General features: G+C 48.2%; 22 protein-coding genes. 12 read left to right on the top strand and 10 right to left on the bottom strand.

Features of this window, described 5'->3' with window-relative positions; genetic code table 11:
• The first annotated feature begins 6 nt into the window (after positions 1-6).
• The gene (locus N8M53_RS10265) at positions 7-1,716 is read left to right on the top strand and encodes an SgrR family transcriptional regulator (protein WP_269578704.1); all 1,710 of its coding nucleotides are present in this window, start codon (positions 7-9) and stop codon (positions 1,714-1,716) included.
• Positions 1,717-2,166: 450 nt separating this feature from the next.
• On the opposite strand, the gene N8M53_RS10270 is transcribed toward N8M53_RS10265, so the two are convergent.
• Entirely contained in the window at positions 2,167-3,507 is a 1,341-nt protein-coding gene (locus N8M53_RS10270; RefSeq protein WP_269578705.1) for a 6-phospho-alpha-glucosidase, read from the bottom strand.
• A 70-nt stretch (positions 3,508-3,577) separates the two neighbouring features.
• Positions 3,578-5,218, bottom strand: a complete 1,641-nt coding sequence (locus N8M53_RS10275) for an alpha-glucoside-specific PTS transporter subunit IIBC (protein WP_269578706.1) — start codon at positions 5,216-5,218, stop codon at positions 3,578-3,580.
• Between the two features lie 263 nt (positions 5,219-5,481).
• On the opposite strand from N8M53_RS10275, the gene N8M53_RS10280 reads away from it, so the two are divergent.
• The 6 genes from N8M53_RS10280 (at position 5,482) to dgt (ending at position 11,750) form a co-directional block, all read left to right on the top strand.
• A complete protein-coding gene (locus N8M53_RS10280) occupies positions 5,482-6,186 on the top strand; it encodes a GntR family transcriptional regulator (protein WP_269578707.1) in 705 nt (234 codons plus the stop codon).
• A 146-nt stretch (positions 6,187-6,332) separates the two neighbouring features.
• Positions 6,333-7,172 carry an AraC family transcriptional regulator gene (locus N8M53_RS10285; protein ID WP_269578708.1) on the top strand — a complete coding sequence of 280 codons (840 nt, stop codon included), beginning with the start codon at positions 6,333-6,335 and terminating at the stop codon, positions 7,170-7,172.
• 73 nt (positions 7,173-7,245) lie between these two features.
• Positions 7,246-7,944, top strand: a complete 699-nt coding sequence (locus tag N8M53_RS10290; RefSeq protein WP_046075167.1) for an aspartate/glutamate racemase family protein — start codon at positions 7,246-7,248, stop codon at positions 7,942-7,944.
• Between the two features lie 366 nt (positions 7,945-8,310).
• Complete coding sequence (locus N8M53_RS10295; protein ID WP_420066584.1) at positions 8,311-8,484, top strand: hypothetical protein; 174 nt, start codon at positions 8,311-8,313, stop codon at positions 8,482-8,484.
• A gap of 589 nt (positions 8,485-9,073) precedes the next feature.
• Entirely contained in the window at positions 9,074-9,979 is a 906-nt protein-coding gene (locus N8M53_RS10300; RefSeq protein ID WP_269578709.1) for a hypothetical protein, read from the top strand.
• Between the two features lie 322 nt (positions 9,980-10,301).
• Positions 10,302-11,750, top strand: coding sequence for a dGTPase (dgt, locus tag N8M53_RS10305; RefSeq protein ID WP_269578710.1), 1,449 nt, complete (start codon positions 10,302-10,304; stop codon positions 11,748-11,750).
• A 44-nt stretch (positions 11,751-11,794) separates the two neighbouring features.
• Here dgt and N8M53_RS10310 read toward each other — a convergent pair whose 3' ends face one another.
• The 5 genes from N8M53_RS10310 to eutB all read right to left on the bottom strand — a co-directional run bounded on the left by N8M53_RS10310 (position 11,795) and on the right by eutB (position 17,846).
• Positions 11,795-13,039, bottom strand: coding sequence for a dicarboxylate/amino acid:cation symporter (locus tag N8M53_RS10310; RefSeq protein WP_269578711.1), 1,245 nt, complete (start codon positions 13,037-13,039; stop codon positions 11,795-11,797).
• Positions 13,040-13,287: 248 nt separating this feature from the next.
• Entirely contained in the window at positions 13,288-13,692 is a 405-nt protein-coding gene (locus N8M53_RS10315; RefSeq protein ID WP_269578712.1) for a hypothetical protein, read from the bottom strand.
• A gap of 13 nt (positions 13,693-13,705) precedes the next feature.
• Positions 13,706-15,613, bottom strand: coding sequence for a S8 family serine peptidase (locus N8M53_RS10320; RefSeq protein ID WP_269578713.1), 1,908 nt, complete (start codon positions 15,611-15,613; stop codon positions 13,706-13,708).
• Between the two features lie 254 nt (positions 15,614-15,867).
• Positions 15,868-16,827 (bottom strand): cyclodeaminase, encoded by a 960-nt coding sequence (locus tag N8M53_RS10325; protein ID WP_269578714.1) that lies wholly within the window; start codon positions 16,825-16,827, stop codon positions 15,868-15,870.
• 38 nt (positions 16,828-16,865) lie between these two features.
• Positions 16,866-17,846, bottom strand: a complete 981-nt coding sequence (gene eutB / locus N8M53_RS10330; RefSeq protein ID WP_269578715.1) for a hydroxyectoine utilization dehydratase EutB — start codon at positions 17,844-17,846, stop codon at positions 16,866-16,868.
• 166 nt (positions 17,847-18,012) lie between these two features.
• Here eutB and N8M53_RS10335 point away from each other — a divergent pair, with 166 nt between their 5' ends.
• On the top strand, positions 18,013-18,894 hold the full coding sequence (locus N8M53_RS10335) for a sterol desaturase family protein (RefSeq protein WP_269578716.1): 882 nt from the start codon (positions 18,013-18,015) through the stop codon (positions 18,892-18,894).
• Positions 18,857-19,372 carry an inosine/xanthosine triphosphatase gene (gene yjjX / locus N8M53_RS10340; RefSeq protein WP_269578717.1) on the top strand — a complete coding sequence of 172 codons (516 nt, stop codon included), beginning with the start codon at positions 18,857-18,859 and terminating at the stop codon, positions 19,370-19,372. The genes N8M53_RS10335 and yjjX overlap by 38 nt, the downstream gene beginning before the upstream one ends.
• Before the next feature lie 38 nt (positions 19,373-19,410).
• Here yjjX and N8M53_RS10345 read toward each other — a convergent pair whose 3' ends face one another.
• The 3 genes from N8M53_RS10345 to sltY form a co-directional block, all read right to left on the bottom strand.
• Positions 19,411-20,055: a hypothetical protein gene (locus N8M53_RS10345; RefSeq protein WP_269578718.1), complete on the bottom strand. Its 645-nt coding sequence runs from the start codon at positions 20,053-20,055 to the stop codon at positions 19,411-19,413.
• A gap of 113 nt (positions 20,056-20,168) precedes the next feature.
• Positions 20,169-20,504 (bottom strand): trp operon repressor, encoded by a 336-nt coding sequence (gene trpR / locus N8M53_RS10350; protein ID WP_269580027.1) that lies wholly within the window; start codon positions 20,502-20,504, stop codon positions 20,169-20,171.
• 41 nt (positions 20,505-20,545) lie between these two features.
• Positions 20,546-22,552, bottom strand: a complete 2,007-nt coding sequence (gene sltY / locus N8M53_RS10355; RefSeq protein WP_269578719.1) for a murein transglycosylase — start codon at positions 22,550-22,552, stop codon at positions 20,546-20,548.
• 225 nt (positions 22,553-22,777) lie between these two features.
• Here sltY and ettA point away from each other — a divergent pair, with 225 nt between their 5' ends.
• From ettA to N8M53_RS10370, 3 genes are all read left to right on the top strand, one after another.
• Positions 22,778-24,445 (top strand): energy-dependent translational throttle protein EttA, encoded by a 1,668-nt coding sequence (gene ettA / locus N8M53_RS10360; protein ID WP_077458796.1) that lies wholly within the window; start codon positions 22,778-22,780, stop codon positions 24,443-24,445.
• Between the two features lie 179 nt (positions 24,446-24,624).
• Complete coding sequence (locus tag N8M53_RS10365) at positions 24,625-25,005, top strand: PilZ domain-containing protein (protein ID WP_077773023.1); 381 nt, start codon at positions 24,625-24,627, stop codon at positions 25,003-25,005.
• A 49-nt stretch (positions 25,006-25,054) separates the two neighbouring features.
• Positions 25,055-26,059 (top strand): M23 family metallopeptidase, encoded by a 1,005-nt coding sequence (locus N8M53_RS10370; RefSeq protein ID WP_269578720.1) that lies wholly within the window; start codon positions 25,055-25,057, stop codon positions 26,057-26,059.
• The last annotated feature ends 100 nt before the right edge of the window (positions 26,060-26,159 follow it).

The following is a 26,159-nucleotide window of genomic DNA, read 5'->3' on the forward strand; positions in this document are numbered from 1 at the left end:
CTCTCATTGGAATACAGCAACAATGTCAAAGGCATGCTTGGCAGAGGAAAAGAGATAAAAATGGTAAACGAAAGAGTTCTGTCTTCCACTCACTTACAGCGATTAAAACAGCTTGAGCAACATTTTGGCCATGATAAAGCCTATGATGTCGATATCTCTTTTCTCGCGGATATTTTGCATTGCTCAGAGAGAAATGTGAGCAAGCTAATGGCATCGCTGGACAGTAGAGGAGTTATAAACTGGCGACCTGGAAGCGGACGAGGGCGACGCTCTCAGCTTACCGTGTTGAAGACCTTCAAAGTAACCCTCTTATCCCAACTAGAGATCATCGCCCGTCGAGGCAATATCAATCGCGCTTTTCAGTTAGCAACGCAGTTTGAGCAACAAAACCTGTTTCAAGAGTGGCTTCCATATTGGTCAGACTCGGCAAAGAATGAGCTCAGAAAACAGAACACCTTAATGTATCTTGTCCCGTATAATCTGCCAGAGTGGCGACCGCACCTCGCACAATCCTCACGCTCCATTATTCTCATCGAGAGTTTGTTTGACACCTTAGTGAAGTTTGACCCCGAGCAACAGAAAATCATTCCTCATGTAGCACACCAGTTTTATTATGAAGATAACAAGGTAGTCGTTCGCCTCCGTAACGATGTCACCATGCACAACGGTGAGCCGCTGACGGCCGAGCTTGTAAAGACTAACCTGGAGATGCGACGTGATACCCCTCACCCCTACCAACTTCTATTTCGTCACTTGAAGAGCATTGAAACCCGCGGTCAATGGGTTATCTTTCATATGTGCCAATTCGACCCAATATTCATCCACTTATTAGCTGACTCACACACCGCTATTTTTGATTTCAATGCCTCTGCTCCCATAGGTAGCGGCCCTTATCAAATAGAGAGAGTTGAGACGAAAAGGTGGAGTTTGATCCGAAATCGCCGCTATTTTGGTTTAGGTGGACATATTGAGCGGGCTATGTTTTGGTCAAGTGACTCGACGCCAGACGCTACGGTGCATGTAGCTGAACACCCGTACTTTGAGGACCAGCTAGGAAAAGTTGAAGACATTGACCATAGTGGTTGTACCGTGCTGCAGTTTCATCACCATTCGAAGGGGCTATCCCTAAAGGAGCGTGCTTGGATTGTTCATCACTGTCGTAAGTTTATCGGTGAAAACAACATGGACGCGGCAAACAGCATCATGCCAACTCACCAGAAAAAAGGCTTTCATCTATTTAACCAAGAAATGTCAGCACCTCACAGACCGATTAAAATAGCAGTCAAAGACTGCCATGAAATGGAAGTGTCTCCCCTACTCGATGCCCTCGCCGCCAAAGGAGTAGCATGGCAACTGCTCGATAAAGAACAGACGGATGTTATCCCGGATTTATCGTACGACTGCTATGTTTTTAGCGATGACTTGGCCTTCCAGTATTATGAGTGGTTGTTATCAGGGGAAATATTTACTCTCTGCTTACCCGAAAAGTCTAAACAAAGCCTACTTACGTTCATCAATATGCTCATGCAAGAGAGCGATGATAGTCAAGACTTCCTATACAAGCTCTATCGAGCCGAGGACTGGTTGATACAAAACTACTACTACTGCCCATTATGGCGTAATCATTTTTCTGTCAGTCGTGCAGATAACCTTTATGGTACTGAAACAAGCAATATGGGGGTTATGTCCTTAGTGAAAATGTGGTTGGAGGATTAGCACCCTCTGAAGGGACATGGTAAATCGGCTCACAGATCGCGGACAAAAACAAAAAGGATGAACACCTAACTTTGCATCCATCATTCTTTGCTTTCGTTGATTGGCCAATAATCTTTCGAGACGGCATCAACACGGGAGCAGTAACAATGATACCGCTAGACTATACACTTTACCGCCCAAGCGCACAGCATCGAACCGTCAACACCAAAATATGGGTTCCTGTTAATTCCAGAGCAAAACGAACACGCATCCCTTACTTGGCATTCACTATCGGGTTTGTTGTTGGGCAGTTTGTTCATCTCCTGTCGATTTTTTGATAGCTAGTTTGCTTGGTTAGTAACAACAACTCACAAAACTGGCTGCTTGCAATTACCTGGTATATCTCGGTGAGAATAGGGAGCCTCTTTAGGGCTCCCTTTTAGCTCTAGACTGTCTACAGCCCTGATCCGGTTAATTCAACTCTGTCCAATACTCTTTGTTGACCTCCAGCATTTCATCCAAAATTTCTTTGGCTTTTGAAGCGCTTGGAATTGTGGCTGACAAAGTAAATGCTTGCCATAGTCGCTGGTAAGAGCCCTCAACGTGAGCTTGAACAACAAGCTTTTCAACTGATACCTGTTGGTTCATCATGCCTTTTTGGAATTCAGGGATTTCACCGATTTGCATTGGTTTTGCACCTGTATTGTCGACAATACAAGGGATTTCAACCATCGCTGTTGGATCAAAGTTACTAATAGCCCCGTTGTTAGGGACGATAAGTAGCATTCTTTCCTTGGTGTTAAAGGCAATCGCGGTCGCTAAGTCAACGATATACGATGCGTGTTCCTCAACCTCAATGGTGGTGTCCTTTGCTGTCCCTGCTGCGATAATGCGATAGCATTCGGTGAAGACTTCTTTCTCGCGTCCATCCATCACCTCATTAGCCCGCGTGTATACCTTGTCGGAGTGCTCCACAACATAATCAGGATACAGATAATACTTAAGATATGTGTTTGGAATCGTTTCTGGGTCCAGCGCATACACATCACGCACTTTGATAAACGTATCTTTCCATGATTCGTCGGTATGCTGAGCACCGTTCATCGCGCTAGGTGGCAAGTAACCATGTTCTTTCACATACGCTTTAATCCGAGGCATGAGATCTTCGCCGGTTTTGGCATCTTTAAACTCTTTCCACCATCCAAAGTGGTTCAGGCCGTAGTACATCACATCAAACTGTTTACGGTCTTCATAGCCCAAGATTTCAGCGATACGGGTCTCTATCCCAATCGGCATGTCACAGATATTAAGCACTTTCGAATTAGGCCGTAGCACTCGACAAGCCTCAGCAACAATTGCTGCCGGGTTGGAGTAATTAAGCATCCATGCATTTGGTGAATACTTTTCCATGTAGTCGATAAGCTCAATCACGGCAGGAATGGAGCGTAAACCGTAAGCCATACCACCTGGGCCACACGTTTCTTGGCCCACACAGCCATGACGAAGCGGGATTTTTTCATCTTGCTCTCGCATGGCGTAAAGACCAGCGCGAATATGCGCCATGCAAAAATCAACATCCGTAAAGGCTTCTTCTGGATCGGTGGTATAAGAATACTCGATTTGAGGCGCCCGCTCTTGTAGTAAGATCTTGCATGCTTCAGCCACGGTTTCCTGCCGAGATGCAAAGTTGTCGTAGAATTTCAGTTTACGGATCGGAAAACGATCTTGGTTTTCCAGTAGCATCATGACAATACCCGGGGTGAAGGTTGAGCCGCCGCCTGCGATAACAACTGAGAATTCTTTTTTCATCATTTCCTCTCTTATTTGGCTTAAATCACTTGCCAATGAATAGCTTGTTTATAAGTATTTGATAGATATATTTTTAAATGGCTGGATTTGGCGCAATGTCTGCATCCTCTTCCCTTTTTGCTTGTTTTTCACCTCGGTGCACAGCGACGATTTTTTCGCATTCCTCCCGAAGTTGGGGAACGTTTAGACCAATAATGACCTGTACAGCTTGGCCATTCGTCACCACATTGACCGCCCCGGTATTCATAAAGAACTCACGAGATGCAACCTTACTTGGGTCGGCAACCGTCACACGTAAACGTGTTGCACAGTTACTCAACTCAACAATGTTTTCTGTTCCACCTAGGCCATCCAAGGTTTCAGCCGCTTGTACTTGCAGTGGGTTGACTGCATGACCACCTTTGCCGGTAATTCCGTGTTTTTTATTGAAGTCATCTTTAGTGTGAAGTTTGAGATCGGCATCGCCTCGACCTGCAATTTGCACATCAAACTTTTCAATTAAGAACTTAAAGGTGACAAAGTAGATAAGCGTGAATGCTAGACCAATTAGAATTTGGGTCACGACCATACTGGTGTGATTGCCAAGTAACGGTATCCAATTCCCTGTGACAAATTCGATTAACCCTCCCCCCATGTTTCCAACGACGCCGAAGCTATACATCATCATCGCCATGGTGCCAGCAAGGAGCGCATGAATAGCGAACAGCCAAGGCGCAATGAAAAGGAACGTAAATTCGAGTGGTTCAGTAATACCCACCAGCATCGCCGTGAGCGTCGCGGGAATGAGAAGCGCAGCGACCTTTTTACGATTCTCGGTCTTAGCTGTGGCATACATGGCCATCGCAATCCCGACACAACCAAAGACTTTCGAGTTACCGTGTAAGGCAAAACCGCCCGCAGGAAAGAGATCTTTTATCGCCGTTGACGATTGAGTGAAACTCTCGAGATTCATAAACCAATCAGCCGTGATGCCATTCGGGGTCGCGATGTTACCGAAGACAAACGGGGTATAGATGAAGTGATGCAGGCCGGTTGGGATTAAAATGCGTTCGAGAAAGGTATATAGCCATACGCCAAAAGACCCTGACTCCAACATGAATGTTTGTAGACTGAGGATGCCCTGTTGAATGGAAGGCCAAATATAAAGAGTGAGCCAAGCTGCTGGGATCATCGCGAAGAACGACAACATGGCGACAAAAGATGCACCCTGAAAAATACCTAAATAGGCCGGTAACGTTTTTTCAAACGTACGATTGTGGATCCAGGTGATCAGAGACGAGATTATGATGGCACCAAAAATCCCAGTATCGAGCGTTTTGATCCCGGCCACTTCTGTGAGTCCTGATGTGCCGCCGATAGCCTGTGAAAAATCCACACCAAAAAACTCGCCCCAAAAGCCTCCCATTGCATTAACGAAGTAGTTAAACGTGAGGTAGGACACGAGCACAACCATCACTGCTCGAGCATGTGCTGTTTTGGCAAGGCCTATCGGTAAGCCGATAGCAAAAAGAAGAGCCATGTTGCGGAAGATGGTCCATCCTCCTTCTTCGATGATTTTTAGTACTTGGTAATAAAGGCCCTCTTTATCTGCAAGATCGCCGACAAACACTGGGTTTTTCAGAACAATACTCAACCCAATCAGTATCCCAACAAACGGGAATAGCAGTACTGGGGTAAACATCGCTCCGCCTAATCGTTGTATTGCACTTAACATAAGCAGCTTCCTTGGTAATTTTTTTAGGCTTCGTTGTCTTCTGACAACTACAACCTATACCCGCCCCAACAACAATACAAATAAAGAATATGCAGATCGTGATAAGATACAAATAAATACAAAAAAGGCAAAAGCAGGGCAAAAAACGTACGAAAAATTGATCTTTATGCTTGATAAATAGACAAACCAGTGTTTTAGGGCGGAGGGTCGCTTAACTTGTCTTTTTTTTGTATTATCTGAAAGGTGTATTAGAGAGGTGAAAGATGCTGTATAAAAAAGTGATGCAAGATTTGCGCTCACGCATCAATTCAGACGAGCTCGAGGTTGGTGATACCCTTCCCACAGAAAAAGCACTCAGTGAACATTATGGCGTTAGCCGAGTGACTATACGTAATGCTATCGATGAGTTGGTTAAGCTAGGATTAGTCGCAAAGCGTCAAGGGGCTGGCACCACCATCATCGGTAAGACGGTCGTTGGCTCGTTGCTGACACTGAAAAGCACCAATGAGTACTTCTCAAGTACAAACACGACGCTTGAATACAAGATTGATGAGTTCTCTCTCATTGATCCAGACGAAGAGCTGGTGCGGCTTCTAAAGGTCGAGAAAACAGAAAAAGTCTATTTTATTCGAAGATTCAAGCTACTAAATGGAAAGCCATCCGTATACGAAGAGTCTTACATGCCTGCATCACTCTATCCTCGAATGAATGTGATGTCTTTAGAAGGCTCAAAATATCGCTACCTCGAAGAGGAGCTAGGCCTTGATATCGACGGTGCGTCCCAAGATTTCGAAGCCATCCTTCCGAGCGAGTCAATGTGTAGGATCCTCGATATCGATCCATCAACGCCCTTGCTTCAAGTGCTATCTATCGGTTTGCTAAAAGACGGCCGTGTCTTTGAGTACACAAAGCTGGTATCACTACCTGGCACTATGTCTTACAAGCATTACCTTAAACGAGGTGAGTAGATGACTCTTCCACTTTAAATTTCTTATTAAATTTAATGTCTTACTTTTAGCGCTTTGAGTCTAAGTCAATTTTGTACAATACAGACTCGAGGGGAACGTATAGGGTTTGCTTATAATGATCTACACATGAAGGTTTAGGCGGCGAAATGAAAAAGCTTGGTGCTTGTAAAGAATCAGCAAACTACCTTTACCATCAGGAACTTGGCGGTATAGGTATTCTGGACGCGAGTTACCATAGACAATGTTTTTCTCGACACAGCCATGAGGGCTACACCTTTGGCGTTATCGAACGAGGTACCCAAAAGTTTCTTAGAACTGGCTGTAACAACCTTGCACCTGCTGGGAGTATCATTTTAATCAACGCGGATGATATTCATAACGGCCAAGCCAACACCGACGATGGTTGGGCCTACAAGGCACTATATCCTTTACCAGAGCACTTTGAACGGTTAAGCCATGAGCTCGTCGGAACCGACACCTATACGCCCTACTTTCCTGATGCTGTAGTGCATGATGAAGCACTAGCTAAACAGTTCCGGTACGTCTTCTCCGTCTTAGAGAGATCGGAAAACAAGTTGTTAAGAGAGTCGCTCCTCTACGCGCTACTCACTCGCTTGATGAGAAGTCATGGTAAAAGGAAAGTCGAACTCCCTGTTGAGAAAAAGGCAACTAAGAAAGTAAGCATGGTAAAGCACTTTCTAGACGACTCTCCTAGTACCAACATCTCTCTGAGTGACCTTGCCCAAATGGTTTCCCTTAATCCTTATTATCTAGTGCGTGCGTTCAATAAGGAATTTGGTCTTCCACCACATGCATATCAACTACAAGCACGTATCCGGTATGCCGAGAAGTTGATACGACAAGGATACCAACTGGCGGAAGTCTCAAACCTCTGCGGGTTTCACGACCAAAGCCATTTTACTAAGCACTTTAAACGAGCCATTGGTGTAACCCCGAGTCAATACGCAAGGCACTTTCTCAGATAGTCAAAAACGTACTATCTCTTACCACCTAGCGCTTGTAGTTTTGATCATCATAGAGACAACGTGAGGACCTCAAATGAAAACGATAGGATTGCTTGGCGGGATGAGCTGGGAGTCGACTGTAAGCTACTATACAGCGATAAATCATGGCATCAAAGAACGCTTGGGTGGCTTAAACTCGGCCAAGATTTGTATGTATAGCGTTAATTTCGCTGAAATAGAGGAGCTCCAACACAAGGGGCTGTGGGATAAAACCGCTCAGATACTATCAGATGCGGCAGTATCGATTGAAGCCGGCGGTGCTGACTTTCTCCTGATATGCACCAACACCATGCATAAAGTGGCACCTCAGATTGAGTCGCACATCAGTATTCCCATTCTGCACATTGCTGATGCAACAGCTGAAACGCTCATCCTGCATGGCATCAGAAAAGTTGGTCTCCTCGGGACACGATTCACGATGGACCAAGATTTTTATAAAAAACGAATTACAGATAAATATGGGATAAGCGTTGTCGTTCCAAGTAGCGAAGATAAAAACACGATCCACAACATTATCTACGAAGAGCTGTGTCAAGGTATCATTACTGAGCAATCTCGTGATGCTTACCTGAAGGTAATTGATAAGCTGAAGCATGAAGGGGCGGAGGCTGTGATCCTAGGCTGCACGGAAATTGCTCTACTTGTTCAGCAAAAGCATACTAATGTGCCACTGTTTGATACCACAGCGATCCATGCGAACGCTGCAATACTGAGATCCCTTGGAGAGGGTTAACGACAAGAAGTTGTACCCACTAAACAGCGCAGACAAGTAGAGGTCACTCCTCGACAGTAATCTGTTATCAGACTAGACATACATTGATTGAGTGTCTCATTGTGGACTCTTGATACAATCAGTACTTTAGATACACCCGATGGTACACCGAACCAAAGTCAAACCATAAAAAATCAATAAATACATGACGTTATTGACCTGATTCAAGTTACGCCAGCCCACCAAACGTTTGGGAAAGCCGGTAAATCATTGATTTAACGGCTTTTTTATTTTTATAGTTTGAGGATTGGGCTCATTGTGTGCCAGTGGTCTACATACCTGTGATACAAACTGGGAAAGTAGCACGTCGTTACTCTCAAGCAAGTCATGATGGTAGGTACCACTGGCTTAACCGCCATGCTATGTGTCCAAGCCTTACTCAACGCCCATACCCAACCGACAGACGGGACGATACTTGTTACCGGTGCGAGCGACGGGGCAGGTGCCATGGATACCATAGGCAGCAAATTCTTGGCTCCCCTCCTCACCCGAGTGAAGTGAGGACTACACAATATCACCACTCTTACTCCGCAACCTGTTTCCACTATGACCTGAGCACTCCTGGATAATTATGCTTTCCATTTTTATATAACCCCTGACTATAAAGAAACACCCCTACCTTCCTTACCGCTATAAATGAATACAAATTCACAAACAATGCTTATCACTACGAAAAAAGGCGCTTATCGAGTAATCGATTACTAAAGTTTTATTCATGTAGGGATTAGTACTTTTTTTTACTCATTTAATGGTTTTTTATTCGAGCTGAACAGAAACTGAATGGTGATTGGTGCGATTTCCAACAGAAAAAATAGAGCAAAAATACTAATTGACACTTAACTCATTATTAACACCGTTGTCATGTTACTGACGCATTGCTAGCATAAATCCACATTCACTCGACACAAGTGGATGACTCTTACATCGCTCATACATAAGCGAACGTCAAGGAATAGACTGTCGCTAAGTGTTGTTTATCGGATAAAAAGCCGATACGTGTATCGCCACGTTCAATGACGCAATGCGTGCACGAGGAATAATTAAAACGCGACAGTACTCAGATGTTTTATTAAAGAAGGGATACTTTAAAGTGAGTAATACTATCCAAAAAACAGCGATTGCCGCTGCAATCACTCTTGCTAGCACCAATGGCTTTGCCGGTGAATTGGGTTCACTGACCAGTGAAGTCAAAATCAATGATTATGAAAATGGCCTCACTAAAACCGAAGCCACCATCGGTAAAGGGTCTTATAAACTCAGTGATGATTACAGCTTTCTCTTTGATGTGGACAAAGACTTCATTAAAAATGAAGGTGAAGCGAGAAAAGAAGGTTGGGATACCCAATTTGGCTTAGCACAAGGTGCAGGTAGCATCGGAGATTTTGATGCGACCATGTATTATTTATTCCGCTACGATGCATCATGGAAAGCCAGTGATGAGTCCGACTCTTCAGATACTAAACAATATATTATTGCGCCTTACTTCAGTAAAGATATCACTCTGGGTGGAAAAGACTTTTCATTCGGTATCGAATTATGGGCACAGCTTGGTAATGATAATGATGATAGCTTGAAAAACAAAAGTGGCGTCGAAACCAACTTCTACCTATCCGGCGATCTGTCTGAACACTGGAACCTCGAACTCGCTTGGTATAACTTCGATTACTACGACACAGAGGAGGAAGAGTACGACTATCAGATTGGTACCGAAAACTATCTAACTTACTCGCTACCACTTCCTGCTGGCTTCATGTTTAATATCGAGAACTATGTTGAGGCCTATCATACGCCAGACTCAGATACAACATTGGCCTATGCGCATATCCAACCTGAATTAGAATTTAAAAAAGCGGTAAATGAACATTTCTCTTGGCATGCAGGTGTTTCCTATGAAGCATTTAACTGGGAATTCAAAGATGCTAAAGGAAATAAAGATGACAAAGATATCTTCGATAATAATGAGTTCCAAGCCTACTTAGGCTTCACTATAAAGTAAAATCGATACACTGCAGGCAAATTCACTGCCTTTTGCCTGCAGTGCTATTTCCTTTAATGACACTGCTTTGATAAGTCAATCAAACTATCGACTTTTCACCCCTTACTAATTGTAAATTTTCTTCTAGACTCGACGTTTTTATCGCGCCCCAAAAAAAAAACAGTCAATTAATTATAAACACACCCAATAACATAGTGCCTATAATGAAAATAATACGCTATGCATTAATCTATGTCGCTGCCGTCATGCTAGGCTAGGTGTCGGATTGACAGTCAGTGAAATCCGCCGCACTCTATCTTAAAAAGTGGACAAGCTGAGTGTCATGATGACTGCGAATTTTGAGCAAAAAATCCGTCCAGATCGGCCTTTTAGAACGCAAACGAACGGCGATTTGATGAAGCAATTTGAAAGCGATCGTGGGCGGATCATTAACTCTGCCGCCGTGCGCCGTTTGCAACAAAAAACCCAAGTTTTCCCTCTTGAACGCAATGCCGCGGTGCGCAGCCGTCTCACCCACTCTTTAGAGGTCCAGCAAGTCGGGCGCTATATCAGTCAACTGATTGCCGACAAGCTGTCTGCCTCGCAACTCGCTCCCCCGCTCGACCGCTGCTTGGAAACCTTGGTTGAGATGGCTTGCCTCATGCACGACATAGGTAACCCACCGTTCGGGCACTTTGGCGAGCAAGCGCTCAGTGATTGGCTCAGTGAACACGTCCCTTATATCTATCGCCAACATTTTAACGACGAACTGCCTGAGGCGGTACAGCGCGATCTCTGTCATTTTGAAGGCAACGCACAAGGCATTCGGCTGATCCATACCTTACAACAGCTGAACCTCACCTATTCGCAAGTCTCCGGCATTCTTAAATACACTCGGTGTGGTAGCGAGCCGAAACCTGCAGATGACGACGCGCGCGCGTACCTTAAAAAGAAGGTCGGCTATTTTCTCAGTGAACAAGCGTATATTGGCGATTTGCAAAAAACGCTCGCCATCTCGCCCGGCTGTCGTGCCCCAGTCAGTTACATCATGGAAGCGGCCGATGATATTTCTTATGGCATTGCCGATTTAGAAGACGCCGTTGAAAAAGGCGTACTGACTCTCGCGGATTTGAAAGCGGCCTTAAAGGCAACCTTTGTACAGCTTACTCAAGCCAGTGAGGAGCATGACGCCAACACCATGGCGACCATGTTAGAGAATGCGGAAAAGCGCAGCCACGGCAGTGACAGTCAGTTTTTTGTCTTCTTGCGTGTGGAGGTCAATAAACGCTTGCCTCGCCATGCCGCCCAACGCTTTGTCGACCATTTACCCGCTGTCATCGATGGCACCTTTAATCACGCGCTAATTGAAGATAACAGCGTCAATCATTTAATTGTACAAACCTTTAAAAACGTCGCCAAAGCGCATGCCTTTTGTCACCCAGAAGTGGAACGCCGCGAGCTACAAGGCTACCGCGTCATCCATGGTTTGATGAGCATCTATCGTCCACTCCTCACCTTACCCAGTGAGGTCTTTACGGCTTTAGTCAATGGCGAGCCGGTCAAGCCACAGGCGTCGATATACACCCAGCGGCTATTTAAAAAGCTGCCTGAAAAACATAAAAAAGCCTATCGCGATGCGGTACAAAAACAGGCCCTGGAGAAGCAAATCCCTTCTGCCACTGCGCGTGAGTTCTATTTTCGTACTCGCCTGTTGATTGACTATATCAGCGGTATGACGGACCAATACGCATTCGACGAATACCGCGCCTTTCATGTGATTGAAGAGGGCTAAAAAAACCGCTCCGTGGTCGGGAGCGGTTTTTTGCGATGAGGCTATTAGCCAAAGCGCTTTTGCCACTTATCAATCACCGTGGCACCAATCAAATCGCCTTGCACATTGACCGCGGTACGGAAGGTGTCGAGTGGGCGCTCAATGATCAGCAAAATAGCAATGGCTTCCAGTGGAATACCCGCAGCCAGCAACACCAACTGCATACCTGACATCGAGCCCGACGGCATGCCCGGTGCGCCTACCGACGAAACCATCGCCATAATGAAGATCATCACAATGCCGGTCGTCGACAGGTCAATGCCGAACAGCTGTGCGAGGAACACCGCAGCAATGCCTTCAAATAATGCGGTGCCATCCATATTCATCACCGCGCCCAACGGCAAGACCATGCTCGCGGTCGACGGGGTGACCTTGAGCTCGTCTTTGGCAGCCTGCATCGATACGGGCAGTGTCGCAGCACTGGATGAAGTGGCAAACGCCATCGCCAGCGGTGCAGAGATTGCGCGAAACAGGCTCACAAAGCCAATGCCGCCAGCAACACGTGCAATAAGCGGCAACACGATCAGCGCATGGACCATCGTCAGTCCAAACACCAAGGCGGCAAAGCTAAATAGCTGGCCAAATAGATCGTTATCCCCTTGATGGGAGAACTGGAAAACAATCGCGAACACCGCAAATGGTGCCAGCTTAATAATCCCTGCCACCATGGTGTTAATGCCTTTATTCAACCCGCGAATGGTCTCGAATAATGGGTGCGACTCTGGCAGTGCGACAATCAGCGAAATGCCAAACAAAATGGTGAACACCACAATCGCCAACAGGTTCCCCTGAGTCACTGCGGCAAACGGATTCACCAACGCCATATTAATAAGTTTGGTGGCAATGGCTCCAGCACCCGCAGCCTCTTGATTGATAAAGCTAATGCTCTCATCCACAGGCGGTGCATTGGTGAGCGGTTGCCATTCGGGCATCATCAGCGCTGCCCCAAGACCAAGGGTGATCGCAATGGTAGTGGTAAAACCGTAAAACAAAAGTGTTGCACCACCTAAGCGCTTAAGGCGGACCACATTGCCAATATTACTGATCCCTTCCAGTAGCGAGAGCAATACCATCACACCGACCACGGCTTTGAGTAGACCGATATAACTGACCTTGGCGAGCATAAGCAATGGATACCACGTGGTCTGCTCTGCGTTCTCAATGGGGCCGAATACCGTGCCTACCAGCCAAGCTAGTGCGGCCGCCACTGCAATTTGCAATGGCAAAGAATGTCTAAGGGTTTTCCACATTGTCTTTTCCCTAATCACAGCGTCAAAGCTGCATAATGATGATTTGTCTATTTTTTTGGCGCTAAGAAGCGATAAAGCATACCAAGCTGTTAGGCGGGGCTCATGTAAAAGTTATGAACAATCTGGAATAACTAGTAACAAAATAGTTGGTGGGTAAATTGTGCCGCACTTTTCTCTACAAAATAAGGAAAGGCCATGATAAAAAGCCCGCCTAAAAAGACGGGCTTGTTGATAAGCACTATTTTTGTTTATTGGGGACGCTGATTTTGCGGATTCAGCTCCAGATTGACAGGCGTGTCCAACTCTTGATTTAACGCCTTTTCTAGCTCCGCTACATTGGTACCGGGCGTCGCTTCCAGCAACGCCACCCCATCGAGATAGCTGACTAGGTCAAGGCCATATTTCTGTGCTAGCTGGTTGGCGTTCGCCTCACTGGCTTTGACCAAAATCGAGCCAGTGACCGTTAATGGCGCGCTTTGTGCCGATACAGCGACTTTATCGCCGACCATGACGCCCATTTGCTCGCCACTCATATTACGCGCATTGCTGTCGGTTTCGACAACCACATACTCTTTGCCATTTAGCTGCACCGTGCCTGCGCTGACACCAAGGCTGATACCCATGACTGCCAGGGCTATCATTAATTTTTTCATACTTCGTCTCCTATTAACCGCGGTGACCAATGACACGCAGTGACCATTGCGTCAATTTACCATCGACGCTGTTATTCGCCATCGATTTCACCTCACCCCCGAGGCTGTATTGACGCGTCTTGCCGTCTGTATCTGTGACGTAGAGTGTCCATTGACCTTGCGATGCTTCACCATTGAACTTATGGCTGAGCATCAGGTGGTCAGTAAAGCCTTCAGGGTAGGTGCTATCTAGGGTATTCGATAGCATGCTATTGCGTGGCGACATCAGCACGCTACGGGTACCAGAAGGGGACTCGAGTTCAACCAGCAAATCCGACATACGGCTATGCTCAATCGAGGTGCGCACCTGTACCGCCTCGATAGTGAGGTTATCGGCCACCTGTACACTGTCTGTGGTGGCCACCGCCCCAGCATCGGCAATCGCTAACCCAGTTTCACCCTGTTGATTGTGATAAGACCACGCCCAATCAGTGAACACTTGTGCAGGCAATGGCTGATATGTCTTCGCTGCTTCGAGTGCCGCATTAACATCAATCAGGCCGAAACCATACGTTGGGCTATACCAGCGCCCTGCAGCATTTTGCTGCCAACCTTCAAGGCCGGTTACCGTGCGATCGCCTCCTTGTGCGGTGCGATAGGTTAAGCGTACCGCTGAACGACCCGCATCCACACGTGTCGCGGTTGTTGCTAATAGGTGGCGAATATCGCGCTGCGATAGGTTCGGGTAGGCTGACATCATCAACGCAAATGCCCCCGAGGTATTTGGCGCGGCGGAAGACGTCCCGTTCATCACGCTGTTGAAATCACAGGTATTGTCGATGTCCGTACCACCATGAAGGTCATGCGAGTCGTAGGGAATACGATCATCGCGGTTATAGCCCATGGTACAGCCAGTCAAATCTGTCGTGATATGTGCCGGTTTATTGGTGCCATACTCGCCACCCGGTGCTGTCAGGAATACACTGCTGCCGACCGACGAGTAGGATGAGCGTTCACCATCCGCATTCAACGCGCTCACCGTCACGTTCCAATAGTTGGCATTACTGGATGATTGGTTGCTGTTTTGCCATGGAAGACCATGATTATCATCCACAGGCCCGAAGCGCTGACGATTAAAAGATGTGCGCTTGTAACCGTTCCCCGCCGATTTAATGAAAACTGCGCCAAGTCCGCCAAAGGCTTCCGTGCTCATTTTTTTGTACTGGGCGTTTTGACGACCATCATAGCTCATCGGATCATCACTGTAAGGATAACTGCGGATACCAGAGCCGCCATAGCTTTGGTTAAACACGCGTACATCATCCGAGTAACCTTCGCGGCCATGGCTAATTTCCCACGCATTCTGGCTTTGATATTCGAGATAGTTATAGCCTTGCAGGTTGGCAAGCGGCGCAACCCCCATACCACCAATACCGTTGTCCCGCACCGCAGCGATGATCCCCGCGACCGAGGTACCATGGGCGGTATTACGACTGCTCCAGCCTTCCGGGGTCGGGTCATCATCACGATTAACGAAATCGTAAGACTTTCCGGCTCGGACGTTAGCGGCCAGATCGGGATGGGCAATTTCTAAGCCATCATCGACAACGGCGACGTTAACGTTTTGTCCGAGCACATCTTGACGATGGGCTAACCATACGTTGAGGTCATTACCCGGTTGGCCTCCTTCACGCGCAAAAGCATTTTGACCACGGTTAAGCAAATGCCATTGTTCGGCCGTAAAGGGATCGTCACCGGGCAAGCAACGCTCATCACTGGTGCGGCTACCATCAATACCGTTAGCTCCAACCAGTGATACACACGCTTGTGGCTCTGGATCGGTGGGAGGATCAACAGGATCGGGCACTTGAGCCATCGCCCACACCCCGGAGGTATGAAAAAGTGCGCCGATGATCAGCGCAAGAGAGCTGTGTTTGTGCATTTATCATTCCTTTTTACACTAACTAGACATGTCTCAATTATGAGAGACCCATCATTAGTAAAAAGAAATAACTTCAATAGAAACAAGCTATTAAAAGAAACGTGATCTTATGCCTAATTATCAAAGCATAAGATCTAATTAGTTGAACAAAACCTGCAAAAATTAACCGCTTTGTTACATAGGCATGCAAGGAATGTGAAGTGGAAAACACTTATTGTGTAATAAGATATACCTTTTTGTTTTATGCGACAGCATCAATCACTGGGTCCCCCCTCCGTCTTACACAATTCACTGACTACATAATTGGCAATTGCCGTATCCTGCACCCCGGTTCCAGTCAAATCACACACGGTGATCGCCGCATCACCTCGCGCAATGGGGCGCCCCGACGCCACCGTTTTCCCTAACTCTTCCACACATCGTGACAGTGCCAGTCCTTTTAGCTCACCCAACACCTCTGACTGAGCACGTCTATCCACCAGCACCCAATCAGCGTTGTGCAATATATGAGGGTCAAGCTCGCGCTTCTCTGCGCTATCCGAGCCCATTGCCGTAACATGGGCGCCCTTGGGAATGTCTTGCCAATGCAAAATCGGCTGTTTAGCCGGCGTCGTGGTGACAATAATATCGGCCTGTTGACAAGCCTGCGCCACATCCTGATGGGGGATCACTCGCACCCCCAGTTCGGCCTCAACGTCCGCTTTATACCGCTTTGCTTGTGCACTGTCTCGTGCCCAAACATGAACCGTATCTATTTCTCTAACCAGTTTGAGCGCGGCCACTTGCAACCTTGCTTGCGTGCCCGCCCCCAACACAGCGACGGTTTTAGCATTATTACGCGCGCAGTACTTAGCACTTAACGCTCCGGCTAGAGCCGTACGCACATCCGTGAGGTATCCTTCATCAAACAGCACGGCTTCCACCACACCGGTTGATGCCGAGAACACGACCATCAAACCATTAAGGCTCGGCAAACCTATCGACGGGTTATCGAAAAAACCGGGACTGACTTTAATCGCAAACCGCTCAGCGCCTTTGATGTGAGCGGTTTTCACATCGACTTCACCGTTGTGCTCGTGAATGGCCATGCTTAACACTGGTGGCATGGTTACCTCCCCACGTCCCAACGCACTGAAGGCACTTTCAATCACACTGAGACTGTGCCGATTAAACGTCGCGACAGATTCAATTTGCTGACGATGATATAGCTGCATACGGGCTCCTTTGGCACTTACCAAGATTTAACCATGAGCTAAGGACGAACCTGCTCACTTAATGCCATGACCGCACTCAGGGTGTCAGTTGACACATTGTTTCCACTAACCACGATCACCACTTTCTTGTCCTGCCAATCTAACTGGTGTTGACGTGCAGCGGCTAACCCCACTACGGCGGCACCTTCTACCCACCTATTTTCGCACTGCCACATATCGATCATCGCACGGGCGATATACGCTTCATCCACTTGATAATGTTGCGTCATCACTTGGGGCACTAGGGCAAAGGTGTATTGGTTAGTCAGGCCAATGCCACCCCCAAGACTATCAGCCAACGATTCAGACTCCGGCACCGCGACTGGCTTCCCCGCTATTATGCTTTCATGCATAGCAGCCCCATCACGAATAGAGACGCCAATCAGGTCGATATGTGGGGCGATGGTACGCGCCGCTAAACCAATTCCTCCTACCAAGCCGCCCCCCGATAAGCCGGCGACAATCACATCAACATCTGGCGCATCTTCAAGGATCTCAAGCCCAATGGTCCCTTGTCCGGCAATAATATCGGGATGATCAAAGGGAGGGATATAGCACAAACCATCACGCGAAACAGCCTCGAGCGCGGCTTGCTCGGCCTCATCTTGCGAGCGTCCCACAACCCACACTCGCGCCCCCATTGCTTTGACAGCGTCCACTTTATTGTCGGGCACCAACGAAGAGAGACACACGGTCGCCGGGATCCCTAGCTGCTTCGCGGCGTAGGCAAGCGCACGCCCATGGTTGCCTGTCGAGCAGGTGATCACACCACGCTCACGCAGCGCCTGAGGCAACCGACTCAATGCGTAGGTGGCGCCGCGTAATTTAAACGCGCCTGTCGGCTGGCTCGTTTCTAGCTTCAACCAAATTTGTGCTTGGTAACGCTTAGAGAGCGCCGGTGAATAAACAAGCGGTGTGCGCGCCGCCACTGGCTTTATCGCTTGGCGGGCAAGGTATATATCATACAGGCTCGGTGACACACTCCCTCCTCGTTCGCATTGCTTGGTCAGTCAGCACGGAGAAATACATCACTGTTAGTAAACAGACTAGTTGCCTGACACTCAGGATCCAACCTTCTATTTTCACCACTGGCACTAAACGTTGGCAGGGCTTATCGCGTAAACTAGCTATAAACGAGGAGTGGTTATGAATTGGATTGAAGCGCACGAAGCAGGGTTTAGGCTCAGCCTGTTTGCCTTGGTACTGTTGGTGATGCTGTTTGCCGAATGGCGGTGGCCGAAGCGCCAGCTCACTCGCACGAGGCGAGAGCGTTGGTCAGGGAATATCTTACTGACGGTATTTAATACCCTCACGTTGCGTGTACTCGCACCGATTTCTGCAGTGGGTGCGGCCAGTTTTGCCGCCGCCTCTGGTTTTGGCGTTTTTAATCAATTTTCGCTCCCTGAATGGGTCGCGGTTCTCGTCACATTAGTTGTGATGGATATGGCGATTTGGTACCAACACAAACTCTTCCACCAGGTGCCATGGCTGTGGCGGCTGCACCTGGTACATCATGCTGATATGGATATTGACGTCACCACAGGCGCACGCTTTCACACGGTGGAAATCTGGCTGTCGATGGCCATTAAGTGCGTGTTAGTCGCGCTACTTGGCGCACCTGTTGTCGCCGTGATCGTGTTTGAAACGCTACTCAGCGGGATGGCGATGTTTAATCACAGTAATGTTTGTCTCCCCAAGCGCGTAGATGCTTGGTTACGTCGCTTTATCGTCACACCAGATATGCACCGGGTGCATCACTCCACCCGTTTTCATGAATGCAACGCCAATTACGGATTCAACCTTTCATGCTGGGATCGCTGGTTTAATACCTATGTGCCACAGCCACGCAAAGGACACCGTAAAATGCGAATTGGCTTAAGCGAAGTCAGCCAACCTACTGATGCCAGTAATATTTTTGGAATGCTGCGTTTACCCCTCCGGTGGCGTATACTGCAACACGCCTATCAACACAAAAAGGAGAGCTGGGCGCATGAAGCAGGTGATCGTCACGTCCAAAAACCCCGCTAAAATCGCCGCGGTTGAAGCCGCGTTTTGTGACGCTTTTCCCGACACCCTTTTCACTTTTACCGGCGTCTCTGTGCCGAGCGATGTCCCCGCACAACCAATGACCGAGAAAGAGACCTATGCCGGCGCGTGCAACCGCGTTCATCATGCCAAAGCGGAGTACAAAGGAGATTTTTATGTCGGGGTAGAAGCCGGCTTAGACGGCCAACATACCTTTGCTTGGATGGTGATAGATGATGGGACAACGCAAGGCGAAGCACGCTCTGCCTCACTGCCACTGCCGCAAGAGGCGTTAAAAGCCCTGCATCAAGGGGAAGAGCTTGGCGATGTGATGGACAGGATGTTTGCCACTGAAAATGTAAAACAAAAAGGTGGCGCCATTGGCATGCTCACCGGGCATCGATTAACGCGCTCGAGTGTTTACCATCAAGCGCTAATCATGGCGCTGATTCCTTTTATGCACCCGCACTTGTATCGTTAACGCCAAAAAACGGAGCCTTATGGCTCCGCTTCAGAACATTAATCTAGCTTGTCGACCCAAGGCGTATCTGCCATTTTAGGATAACCTTCCAAATAGGTTATTTTCGCACCTGTCTCTTCTTTTATTTGCTTAGCAATATCGAGAATTGTTTTTTCTGTCCACTCTTCGGGCGTTCCGACCATAGCACTTGCCATATCACGGCTAATTTGCATCAAACCACCTTCTTTCTTATTGAATGTGGCGTATGTGTCTAAGTGATACCCATCCTGATATTGCCACAAGCAAGCTGTAAGATTCAGATTCGACTGCCCTGAAATATCTCGAACAGCTTTAGCGGTCCAAACAGCACCATCGCAAGTGGCAACTTTCATACCCACAGAGCCTGTAGCCCCTGCCAAAGCAGCAAGTTGAGACCCCTGAAAAGGATTGGTTAGAGTGAAACGTCCAGGTTTCTCTGGCGGCTCTGAAAAATTAGGAATAGGGGTTGCTTCAGTTGCACTATTGACATTTTTACCCAGCCCATCGCTTGCGGCTTCAGCGACAGTATAACGATCAGAATCTGTTTTGATATCGAAGATTCGGTAATACTCGACTGACTTATTTTTCTCAAGTAAAGCGTTATTTACGCCACCACAACCAGCAAGTGCTGCGCACATACCAGCAACAACGAGTGTTTTTTTCATCTGACTCTCCATGTGTTAGTTGGATGCCCAATTATTCAAACTCACTCATGAATTACAAGTACATGCGTCTCATTATCAAACAACGGCGCCCTGTGGCGCCGTTGTTGGTCTATTTAAGGCTTTGTTGATTGGGTCGATGAAGTGGACTGTTCAGCTTCACGTTTAAGTAAATCAGCTAGCCAATTTTTGGTCTCGTCATCCATCCGCTTTAACTCATTAGAGCCGCGTGTGACGGTCGCGATCCCCACGCCCAATAATTGACTCAACTGGCGCTGACTCATTCTCCCTTCTAACAACTCATGCAAAATATTAATCCGAGCCACTAAGGTGTCTCGCTCGTCGGGGGTCAGTAAGGCCGTCAACAAGGCATCATCATTATCATCTTGTCCAGCACGGCGCACTAGCGCGATAACATCTTGCCAACCAGAAAATGCAGGCGATTGCGACATGGATTCCTCTAGCTCTTTACGTGATGGTCGCGATTGTAACATTAATAACGCTGTGCCAACTCGTGTGCTCTTAAAAACTGCACGGGCTCACCTAACAGTTGGCGATAGTAAATATCGAACATCAGCACGTTCTGCACATAATGGCGCGTTTCATAAAACGGGATCGACTCGATAAAGGCAATCGCATCCATGTGCCCTTTCGAACGGGCCAGCCAGCGGCTTACTCGATGTGGTCCGGCATTGTATGCCGCAAAAGCGAGAACGCGGTTGCTATCGAAGCGATCAAGCATCATTTTCAAATAACCACTGCCTAAACGAATGTTCACACCCGGATCGCTAAGACTGGCCGGCCCTTGATAATCAAACCCTAAGCGACGCGAGGTTTCACGTGCCGTACGCGGCATCAATTGCATCAATCCTCTCGCCCCCACATGAGACACAGCTCGGGTAAAAAAGGCACTTTCTTGGCGCGACAGTGCCATCAATGTGGTTTTATCTACCCCGCGTTCGCGACTGAAAAACTCAAACCACCACTGATGAGCCAACGGAAAACGCAACGATAAGTGGTCCCACATTTTGCCGGCGATGGTGGCTTGTACCGCAAGATGATACCAGTGCTGTTTATTGGCATAAGCGGCCAATAGCGCAATTTGCTCATCACTGGCGCGCTGCAACACATAATACCACTCACGCTTAGCCGCGTAGATTTTATCAAGCGCAATCAGCTCATCGACTCGCGCCAGCACATCATTGACAGGCATCAATCCCGCCTCTTTCAACACCGCGGTACGCGAAGGAATATGGATCGGTTTTTCCAGATGTTGAGCGGCAGCCACACTGTAAAAATTACGCTCACCCAACATGGTTTCAAACGCCTGGTTCGCTGCGTGACTGTCGCCAAGCTCTAATTGAATTCGCGCCTGCCAATATCGCCATTTTAATGACTGTTTCGCCTCATCACTGAGCAGTGAAAGCCATTGATTCAATACGTGCCAATCACCCTCCACCAGCGCCAAACGGAATCGTCGCTCGAGCAGGCCATCATCGTCGCTTTGTCTCAGCATACGATCACGCCACGCAGCCAATGCAGGCTCATCATCATTCATCAGCTGGCCAATAAGATAATCGGCAATGGCTTGTCGTTGATCCTTATCGTAGTGCTGCCCCTCAACAGTGCGACGAAAATGACGAATGGCTTCGGCTTCGTCTTTACGCGCCAGTCGCTCAAACGCGAGGCGAGTAAGCGTTTGATTGAAGGGGGTCACTTTACTGCGCTTAGAAAAGTCAGCAACTTGATCAGGGTTATCATAAAGATCAATGATTTGCTTTCCCGTCGCTTGGTCGGTATTGGGGAGTTGACCTTGTAGGTAACGCATCAAACTGCGATTGCGCCCTTCAAAGGTCAGCAACATCCGCTGCAAGATTAAGTCACCAGTGAGTTGCTTTTGCTCGGAGAGGTAATCAAACAAGGGGTCACAGGCACTGTCGACCGATTGGCCGGATAAATACAGCGACTTGGCACCACTGCGTGCCAACGCACGGTTGCCTGCTTGACTATGAGCGTAATAATACTGACATTGATAGCGCTCCCCTCGTGGCACATCAGGCTGGAAAGCGACCAATGTTGCCCAATCTTTTCTATCCGCTAATAACGTGAGGTAGTCAGCACGCAGACTATTAGCAAACGGCATGGTGGTGTAACGCTGAATAAAGTTGGTCACCGAGGCATGCGACTTTTCTGCAAGGTTGCGAGTAAAATCACGATAATCTAAATACGGATAAAGTGGATAATCACGTAACTTAGCTTTGAGGCGGCGAAATTGGCGCAATTCACCACGCTCAATCGCATCGATGGCAGCCTCATATTGACGCTGCGCAGGCGTCATTTGCCCACTGTCTGGACTGGCCGACGCCAACGCGAGAGAAGGAGAAAAAGCGGCCCCTAAAATAAGTCCTGGTAGCAGTGAACGGGAGAAGGCACGGACACCACGGCGCGCCGCATGAGAGGCATTGCGCAAAGGCCCGGACAAAGCGATGAATCGTTCCATGTTAAAGGTCGCTCCTAATCAATTAACACCGTGACGAATGTGTCACATCCAAAATGTGTGACAACGAATAGACAACAATCTCATCAGCAAATTCCCTCGCGCTTTGGCAAATGGTTTGCCGCCCATGGGCTATATTACCCACCGAATATGACAATCACTGTTAAACTTGGCAAAGTTAACGTTAGAATAGCGTCTTTTACTCCACAACGATTAGCGTGAGCAGAAATGGCTGAGTACGTATATACCATGTCGCGGGTGAGCAAGATCGTGCCACCTAAGCGCCAAATTCTTAAAGATATTTCTTTGTGTTTCTTCCCAGGCGCCAAAATTGGGGTGCTAGGTCTCAACGGGGCCGGTAAATCGAGCCTATTGCGCATCATGGCCGGTATCGATACCGAAATTGAGGGTGAAGCCCGTGTGCAACCAGGCATTAAAATTGGCTACCTCCCCCAAGAACCTGCGCTGGATGAAGACAAAACCGTGCGTGAAACCGTTGAAGAGGCGGTCTCGGATGTCAAAGATGCATTGACCCGTCTCGACGCGGTCTATGCGGCCTATGCCGATCCTGACGCCGACTTCGATGCCTTGGCGCAAGAGCAAGGTGAGCTTGAAGCACTGATCCAAGCCAAAGATGGCCATAATCTGGATAATGCGTTAGAGCGTGCGGCCGATGCTCTGCGTTTACCCGAGTGGGACGCACAAATCAAAAACCTTTCTGGGGGCGAACGTCGCCGTGTGGCGATTTGCCGCTTACTGCTTGAAAAGCCAGATATGCTGCTACTCGATGAGCCAACCAACCACTTGGACGCCGAATCAGTGGCATGGCTAGAGCGCTTCTTGGTCGACTATACCGGCACTGTTGTGGCGATTACGCACGATCGCTACTTCCTCGATAACGCTGCCGGCTGGATCCTTGAGCTTGACCGTGGTGAAGGCATCCCTTGGGAAGGCAACTATTCATCATGGCTTGAGCAAAAAGACGTCCGCTTAAAGCAAGAGGCCTCACAAGAAAAAGCCCGCCAGAAAACCATTGAGAAAGAGCTTGAATGGGTACGTCAAAACCCGAAAGGCCGTCAAGCCAAATCAAAAGCGCGTATGGCACGCTTTGAAGAGCTTAACACCTCCGATTACCAACGCCGTAACGAGACCAATGAGCTGTTTATCCCACCCGGCCCACGCCTTGGTGATAAAGTCATTGAAGTCAACAACCTAACCAAGTCATTTGGTGATCGCGTATTGATTGACGATCTGTCTTTTAGCGTCCCGAAAGGCGCTATCGTCGGTATCGTCGGTCCTAACGGTGCGGGTAAATCAACACTGTTCAAAATGCTCAGTGGTACCGAAACACCGGATGCGGGCACAGTAGAGGTCGGTGACACCGTGCAACTGGCCTCGGTGGATCAGTTCCGTGACAGTATGGACGACAACAAAACCGTTTACGATGAGATCTCAGAAGGTGCCGATATTATTCGCATCAATAACTTTGAGTTACCTGCGCGTGCTTATGTCTCTCGCTTTAACTTCAAAGGAAGCGATCAACAAAAACGTATCGGCGATTTGTCCGGCGGTGAACGCAACCGCGTCCACCTGGCGAAGCTATTGAAAGCGGGCGGTAACGTACTGCTGCTCGATGAGCCAACTAACGATCTGGACGTTGAAACCCTACGAGCCTTGGAAGAAGCTCTGCTCGAGTTCCCAGGCTGTGCGATGGTGATTTCGCACGACCGCTGGTTCCTTGACCGTATCGCCACCCACATTCTTGACTACCGTGATGAAGGCCAAGTGAATTTCTTCGAAGGTAACTTTGCCGAATACACCGATTGGTTGAAGAAAACGCTGGGCGCACAAGCGGCGGAGCCACACCGCATCAAATACAAGCGCGTTGCCAAGTAACACCGCACTAATGAGGGCAGCCAAGGCTGCCCTACTCCCCCACCCACAAACCGCATTCCATCCGCTTAATCACGCCAAGACATCAAAAAATGTTTCAGAATCGATACGCCTACACAGATTATTAGGTCGCCTGCCATGCATCGCCTACACTTTAGGCAAAGGAATGAGGAGATGCGATCATGCCAGAGCGTAGAAAATTTTCCCGCGTGATGTATCGTGCCCCCGCGATACTCAAGCAAAATGAACAGTCGTGGCACGCACATGTACTCGACCTTTCTTTGAAAGGGGTGCTTTTGTCTCGTCCAGACAATTGGCAAGCAGACCCGCAACACACCGCATTCTCGTTGGTCTTTTACCTGCATGACTCTGACGTAGAATTAGACATGGACTGCATTCTTGTTAATAACTGCGAGAATTACCTCCATCTTTATATTGATCACATTGACATTGATAGTGCCAGTCATTTAAAAAGGCTCGTTGAACTTAACGTTGGCAACGATGAACTGCTTCATCGCGAGCTAGCGCAGTTGACCGACCCTATGAAGGAGCCCGAGTCTTAGCTCCGTGTCGTCATGGGCGGTACCGAACGCAGGCCAGCAGTAACCAGTCATGACAGATCACATCCATATCGCCATCTCACACCCAAACGGTGTGAAGCATTATACGCTTTGCCCTACCCGCAAAAAGGTAGTGCAAACATTGGCGTTGGTATTGCTGGCCGTTCTCACCGTGACCTTCGCCAGCCTTTATTTGCTCTCCGAGCGTTCCACTGAAGCCGAAGCTGCCGTTAACCGTTTACGTGAAGAGCGTGCCGTATTGAATAACGAAGTGGCCATGCTGCAACAAAAGCGCGATGAGCTGTCACAAACCATCGAGAACAAAGATGTCGAGCTGACTGCACTGACTCAGCGCGTGGTGACGGTGGAAGATATGCTGGGGCTGCAGTCGGTGGCGAAAGATGCCTCACTGACCCACCGACTGGATGTGGCAGCCATAAACTCCGCTGTGCGTTACACCATGCTTCAACTCATTCCTAATGGCAAACCGATTCAAAGCTATCGTCGCTCATCTGGGTATGGTTCACGCACACACCCGGTGACGGGCAAAGAAAAATTCCACATGGGGTTAGACTTAACTGCTGACATTGGTACGCCCGTGTACGCCCCAGCAGATGGCGTGGTGGAGTATGTCAGACCCAGCCGTCGCAAAGGCTATGGCAACTTTGTAAAAATAGACCATGCCTTTGGCTTTATGACCCTCTACGCCCACCTCGATAAGTTCAACGTACGCAGTGGGCAGTTCGTGAAAAAAGGTGACCTAATTGCCTGGTCAGGTAACACGGGGTTATCCACCGGCCCTCATTTGCACTACGAAGTCCGCTTTTTAGGGCGAGCGCTTAATCCGCGCCGGTTTATTAAGTGGAGTGCAGAGCAGTTCGATACCTTGCTCGAAAACGAGAAGCGTGTCAGTTGGGGCCATTTAGTGGCGGTAGTCGAAAACTTGGTCGAAACTCAGGTACAAGTCGCCAATATGCCAGACGCTGAGCCGCCACTGAGTACCGCACAGCAGCGCGAAGCTGATATAAAATCGGCACCGACGAAGGCGTCAATGTAAATAAGCTCGGGGTAAATAAGCTTGGGGAAATCCGGTAGCATGACTTACCTTTTCCTGTATAAGCCATGTTTGCCCGTCTACCTCTCCATATCGATAAAAC

It is taken from the genome of Salinivibrio kushneri (genome assembly GCF_027286325.1).
Taxonomy (GTDB): Bacteria; Pseudomonadota; Gammaproteobacteria; order Enterobacterales; family Vibrionaceae; genus Salinivibrio; species Salinivibrio kushneri_A.